Genomic DNA, 6096 nt, shown 5'->3' on the forward strand with positions numbered 1-6096 from the left:
CACCGGAGGATGCGCCCAAGGTTGCGCCTGAGATGCCTTTGGAGGCACCACCGGAGGATGCGCCCAAGGCTGCACCTGAGATGCCTTTGGAGGCACCACCGGAGGATGCGCCCAAGGCTGCACCTGAGACGCCTTTGGAGGCACCGGAGGATGCCTCTAAGGTTGCGCTCAAGCCTGCGCACAAAAATGAAGAAATGATATCGCCAAAAGAATTGGCTCCAACGGTCCCAAAAGTATCAGCAGAGCAGATTGTTCATCATGCGCCCAAAATTGTACTTCCAGAAAAATCTCTTCTTCCACAGTTTAAACCAAAGTTTGACGGAGAATTTCCAAAGAAGAATGAGGCTGCATTGAATCAAAAGACGCCAAAGCTTAACAAGAAAAACCAAGAGAAACAGACCATTGAAGATATTTTAGCTCTGGAGGAAAATAATTTGCTCAATCGTGCGCGGTCACAAGGAGGGGGAGCAAAACGTTCTCATATACCAGAAGCTTTGGGTGCAAGAAAAAATATTAATGATACCACAAAAATGGCACAAACATTGGTCAATATTGTGGGGGGATGTATTCAACAGAAGCTTAAACTTGTGGCGCTTGGCGGCGATTTAAAAAATCGTCCGGTCGTGCGGTTGCGATTTTATTTAGACCGTGAAGGGATGGTTGTGGGCGATCCTATCATTGATCCCGTAAGCGGTCTTGAGAGTCAACAAGCTATTATGATAAGGCAGGTGTATGCTGCTGTCTTTTCATGCCAACCTTATGCAGATCTCCCACGTGATCAATATGATCTATGGGGGCAAGGTTTTGACTTTAATGTTGATCCCCTCCAAGAAATAAGATGATAAACGAGAAAAAAGCGCTTAACGAAAGGACACATTCCATGATGACTATAACGAGACATAAAGTTTTTGCTTGGTTTATTGTCACTTGTGGGGTGTGGCTTTCAAGTATTTCATCGGGTTATGCGCAATTGAAAGGAACTATTTCGAGCGCTGATTTTAATCCCATTCCCATTGCAATTACAGACTTTATTTCCAATGATTCGATTGGGTTGAAAATATCTGCTGTGGTGACAGCCGATCTCGAACGGTCGGGGCTGTTTTTACCGCTTGATAAAGCAAATTTTTTTGAAAACATTTCTAATCCTAATAAACAACCACATTTTGCTTCTTGGCAGAAAATAAAAGCGCAAGGTTTAGTTACTGGGCAAGTCATGAGAGAAATCGATGGACGTTTGAGGGTCGATTTTCGTTTATGGGATGTGTTTGGACAAAGACAATTGAAAGGACGGCGTTTTTATACTGCGACAGAACGTTGGCGGCGTGTGGCACATATGATCGCAGATGAGATCTATAGTGAGATGACAGGAGAAAGTGGTTATTTTGATACACGAATTGTTTTTATCGATGAAACAGGTCCTCAAAATGCACGCATTAAACGTTTAGCAATGATGGATCAAGATGGAGCAAATTTGATTTATATGTCTGATGGAAGTGAATTGGTGCTTACACCGCGGTTTTCACCAAAAAGACAAGAATTGACCTATATGGCTTACGAGGACAATCAAGTACCTCATGTTTATCTCCAACAAATTGAAATGGGGCAAAGAGAGTTGATCGGAACGTTTAATAACATGACAATTGCTCCACGTTTTTCTTCTGATGGACAAAAAGTTATCATGAGTTTGTTACAAAATGATGGGAGTGCCAATCTTTACACTATGGATTTACGAACCCGTACGATGACGCGACTTACAACAACTTCTGCTATTGATACTTCTGCTTCTTATTCACCGGATGGAAAACAAATTGTCTTTTCTTCAGATCGTAGTGGAAAGCCGCAAATCTATAAAATGAATGCGGATGGGAGTGATATTCAGCGTATTTCTTCAAACGATGGGAGTTATTCAACACCTATTTGGTCTCCACGGGGTGACTATATCGCCTTTACAAAACAATTAAGCGGACAATTTTCTATCGGTGTTATGCGCCCTGATGGACAAGGAGAACGAATTTTAACCACAGGGTTTCACAATGAAGGACCAACGTGGGCCCCTAATGGTCGTGTGCTGATGTTCTTTCGCAAAAATCCCGGTATGGGACCAAAAATTTATACGATTGATATTACGGGTCGCAATGAACGACAACTCCCTACCCCCAATGATGCTTCAGATCCAGCATGGTCGCCTTTGCTCAATGTACAATAAAACAAAATGCTTAAAAACAGAATATAGAAGGAATATAGTCTATACAGTCTCAAGTTTAAACAATCTCAATAGTTTTTAAATTATTTAAAAGAAGGAATTGATTATAGTGTGCATGGGGAGTTATGTAGGTTTCATCTATCATCTATGGTTGTTGATCGATAATGGAATTTCCTTGGGGGAAAATGCTTAAAAAAATTCAAAACAAGACCTTGAAAAAATAGAGCCGAAAATTCTAAGATCTCTAGAGTTCAACTTTTTATTCAAAGTGTCGCTATATATATTTTTTTAAACTTCTTCTTCGATTTTGTTTGTGAAGAGTCCTCTTGTCAGGGGGGCTGTTGCTCTCTGATGTGTTTTATTCAAGTACGCGGTTGTTTTAGATCTGAATATTGATTGATTGGTAAGAGCAAAAGGACAGATTTTTAAGATAAATGACGTTATTTTAGAAATATACGATGCCATAAAGTCAAAAATTTATCTGCAACGGATTAGAGAGATGTACCGGCTTTTTGTACAATACTTTGCTAAACAATCAGCTCTGGCTTTCCATTTGCTTATTTTTATTCTGTGATGTTGTAAAAACACTGCCCTTTGAGGTGTGGGGATATAGGGCGTATAAACCTCCTTGATATATTCTAAGTGTTTTTTAAGTGCGTAGCGAATATTTAGGGGAGTGTATGTTTGTTGAGCCTTAAGTTTCAAGTGAATTTTATGAGTGATTCGTCATAGGAATACGTCAAGAAACCCCTAATTGTTTAGAGGCTAGATCATTTCATTACTTGAGAGCGGAGAGAGGAGGTTAATCTTAAAGAACAAAAAGATCAAATAGAGAGGAATATAGGGATAATCTTTGGGGCATGTAAGAAAGGCGTGAGGCTACAGAGTTTTGTATGCTTTCTTTTTGGGATTATGTTTTCTGAAATTAATTGCGGTTTTCTTGTTGCACTGACAGCTTTTCCCCGCTATTGACGCGGGGCTTTTATATGTGCGGATAAAGAGGAGAGGTGACAGATGCTTTTGAAGCCCTCATGCATGAAGAGAGGGCTTATGCAAATGATGGGAATTATACAGACAATTTTGCCAAAATCTCATCACTGACATCAAAATTTGCATAAACATTTTGCACATCATCATCTTCTTCTAATGTTGAAATTAGTCGTAAAACAGATAAAGCTTTTTCTTCATCTATTGGTGCAAGGGTGGTGGCTTTCCAAATCGTTTTAATCGATTCTGCTTCACCAAGTTTTGCTTCAAGTGTTTTGGAAACTTCACCAATATCTTCAAATGCGCAGGTAATATGATGTCCGGTTTCTTCTGATTGCACATCTTCGGCACCGGCTTCAATTGCTGCATCCATGATGTTATCGGCTGTTCCTGCTTCTGGCTTATAGATTATTTCACCAATCCGATTAAACATGAAACTGACCGATCCTGTTTCCCCTAAGGCTCCTCCTGATTTTGTGAAGGCGGCGCGCACATTTGAAGCGGTGCGGTTGCGGTTATCAGTTAAAGCTTCAACAATGACGGCAACGCCGCCTGGTCCATAGCCCTCATAGCGTACTTCATCATAATTTTCGACATCGGCGCCTGACGCTTTTTTAATCGCGCGTTCAATATTATCTTTCGGCATCGATTGTGCTTTGGCATTTTGAACAGCCAGCCTTAAACGTGGGTTCATGGCTGGATCAGGAGCACCTTGTTTTGCTGCTACGGTAATTTCGCGCGCAAGCTTAGAAAATATCTTCGAGCGCATTGCATCTTGACGCCCTTTACGGTGCATAATATTCTTAAATTGTGAATGGCCTGCCATAGTTTTCCTTCCTATTTGAGGGCTTTTTTGCCAGTTGGATACTCCTTAGAATTTAAGGCGATAAAGCACGCATCCCACCAGAATAAATGTGCCACAGCATGAGGTGAAATAATCGAATAAACCCTTTATAAGAAAATTCATCTTAAAGGTAAAGACACCTTAGTTGAGGATCATTACAAGAGAGATCTCTTGTCGTTGAGCAAAAATAACGCTATAACAGAATGTAATCTCATAGCAAAATGGTTTATTCCATGCCGCACTTTGTTTTAGGAGTGGTTGGAGAGACCTAAACATATAAAAAAGTTCCAGTGCTCTTGAGTGGGCGGTAACCTGCCTCATAGAAGAGGCGCAGAAGAGGATTTATAAAAATGGCAACGCAACTTTTGATGCCCAAAGCAACAGCTGTTTGGTTGGTTGATAATACAGCTCTTTCTTTTGATCAGATTGCAGAATTTTGTAAATTGCATGTCTTGGAAGTAAAAGCTATTGCCGATGGTGATGCGGCTTATGGTATTAAAGGTTTAGATCCGATTAGTTCTGGGCAATTGACGCGCAGTGAAATTGCACGGGTGGAGGCTGATCAAAACGCACGATTGAAAATTTCTCAATCGAGGGTGCATATTCCTGAAAAAAAACGTAAAGGGGCGCGCTATATCCCTCTTTCTCGACGCCAAGATCGTCCCAATGGTATCCTATGGTTGGTGACGAACCATCCCGAGTTGAAAGATGCACAAATTGCACGGTTGATTGGGACAACAAAAGCGACAATTGAACAAATCCGCCTTAGAACCCATTGGAATAGTGCAAATTTGGTTCCTCTTGATCCTGTAGGGCTTGGTTTGTGTTCGCAAATCGATTTAGATTTTGAGCTCCAGCGTGCGGCGAAAAATCGTCCTGTTGCTGCAGAAGAAGATAGGTCGTTGCTTCCCGCTTCTGTGACGGAAAACGCTGCTCTAGAGGAAAATGAGAGTGAAGAAAATCTGCATAAGACTTTTGACGCTGATAAAGTTTTTGCAAAGCTGAACGCGCTGCAAAAAAATCGTCAAGATCAAGATGATGCATAAAAAGCCATGACGCATAAGGGAAACATTTCTTATGGAAATGTTAGAGGAATGGCCAAAGAGAAGAAAAATTGGCAGAGACTCAAAAGTAAAAATGAGGACGAAAAAAAAACAGAAAAAATTTCGTCTTCATTAGGAATTAACGGTTATTCTTAAAAATATTTTTAAGAATTGACCCTTCTTTACGAAATTCAAGGAGAAACGGACTATGCGCTCTACCAAAAAAACCATCTCTCATTCCTTAGCTATCCTCTTTCTTTTCTCACTATGCCTGGGTGGGTGTGGCAAAAAAAATGTTGGTGCACTTAACGGTATGAATGGCGCTTATATGAATGATGCTGGTTTGAATCAGGTGTCACCAGGCTCAGGACAAGAATTTACGGTTAATGTGGGTGATCGCGTGTTTTTTGGTCTCGATTCTTCTTCACTTGATGCTGATGCTGAACGTATTTTAACGCGCCAAGCAGAATGGTTGCTTCATTATCCTTATTATTCTATTATGATCGAAGGTCATGCTGATGAGAGGGGAACACGTGAATATAACTTGGCACTTGGACAGCGCCGTGCTGTTGCTGTGCGAAACTATTTGGTGTCTCTTGGTGTGTCCGCACAACGGATTCAAACAATTTCTTACGGAAAAGAAAGACCTGTAGCAGTATGTGATGATATTTCCTGTTGGAATCAAAATCGACGTGCTGTGACAACGTTGAGTGACATGAATAATCATTAAAAAGAAGATTGTTTGTTTCAACTATTCAATAAGCTCTTAAGGGGAAAAAAGAATGTATCGTAAAATCAATTGGAAAACACTCTTTTATATGGGGGTTTTCATAGCTTGTTCTACTTCACTTGTTCAAAGTGCGGCACGAAAGGCTTCCGAATATCCTGCACATGATACGGATAAAGTTGATGCAGTTGATAAGGCAACTGATGACGTGAAGAAAGCACCTGAAGCAGCTGATAAAGCAGCATCTGATGTGATAGAAAAAGCCACTGACGCTGTTGATAAGGCTGTCGAT

4 protein-coding genes and 2 pseudogenes are annotated in these 6096 nt (G+C 40.7%); 5 read left to right on the forward strand and 1 reads right to left on the reverse strand.

All coding sequences use genetic code 11. From position 1 onward, the window contains the following. A pseudogene (locus ACFINY_RS04865) lies at positions 1 to 842 on the forward strand (cell envelope biogenesis protein TolA); the annotation flags it as partial. A 38-nt stretch (positions 843 to 880) separates the two neighbouring features. Next, on the forward strand, positions 881 to 2206 hold the full coding sequence (gene tolB / locus ACFINY_RS04870; protein WP_375645667.1) for a Tol-Pal system beta propeller repeat protein TolB: 1326 nt from the start codon (positions 881 to 883) through the stop codon (positions 2204 to 2206). A 1063-nt stretch (positions 2207 to 3269) separates the two neighbouring features. Here the strand turns inward: tolB and ACFINY_RS04875 are convergent. Beyond that, the gene (locus ACFINY_RS04875) at positions 3270 to 4016 is read right to left on the reverse strand and encodes a YebC/PmpR family DNA-binding transcriptional regulator (RefSeq protein ID WP_254492472.1); all 747 of its coding nucleotides are present in this window, start codon (positions 4014 to 4016) and stop codon (positions 3270 to 3272) included. 368 nt (positions 4017 to 4384) lie between these two features. Here ACFINY_RS04875 and ACFINY_RS04880 point away from each other — a divergent pair, with 368 nt between their 5' ends. From ACFINY_RS04880 to ACFINY_RS04890, 3 genes and pseudogenes are all read left to right on the forward strand, one after another. Continuing rightward, on the forward strand, positions 4385 to 5080 hold the full coding sequence (locus ACFINY_RS04880) for a DUF1013 domain-containing protein (RefSeq protein ID WP_375611764.1): 696 nt from the start codon (positions 4385 to 4387) through the stop codon (positions 5078 to 5080). A 205-nt stretch (positions 5081 to 5285) separates the two neighbouring features. Beyond that, positions 5286 to 5807: a peptidoglycan-associated lipoprotein Pal gene (gene pal / locus ACFINY_RS04885; RefSeq protein WP_375611765.1), complete on the forward strand. Its 522-nt coding sequence runs from the start codon at positions 5286 to 5288 to the stop codon at positions 5805 to 5807. A 52-nt stretch (positions 5808 to 5859) separates the two neighbouring features. Then, a pseudogene (locus ACFINY_RS04890) lies at positions 5860 to 6096 on the forward strand (tol-pal system protein); the annotation flags it as partial.

This window comes from Bartonella sp. AA23NXGY (genome assembly GCF_042197165.1).
Taxonomy (GTDB): Bacteria; Pseudomonadota; Alphaproteobacteria; order Rhizobiales; family Rhizobiaceae; genus Bartonella.

Coding starts and splice junctions, on each gene's coding strand:
- tolB (WP_375645667.1), top strand. CDS start 881: ATGATGACTATAACGAGACATAAAGTTTTTGCTTGGTTTATTGTCACT.
- ACFINY_RS04875 (WP_254492472.1), bottom strand. CDS start 4,016: ATGGCAGGCCATTCACAATTTAAGAATATTATGCACCGTAAAGGGCGT.
- ACFINY_RS04880 (WP_375611764.1), top strand. CDS start 4,385: ATGGCAACGCAACTTTTGATGCCCAAAGCAACAGCTGTTTGGTTGGTT.
- pal (WP_375611765.1), top strand. CDS start 5,286: ATGCGCTCTACCAAAAAAACCATCTCTCATTCCTTAGCTATCCTCTTT.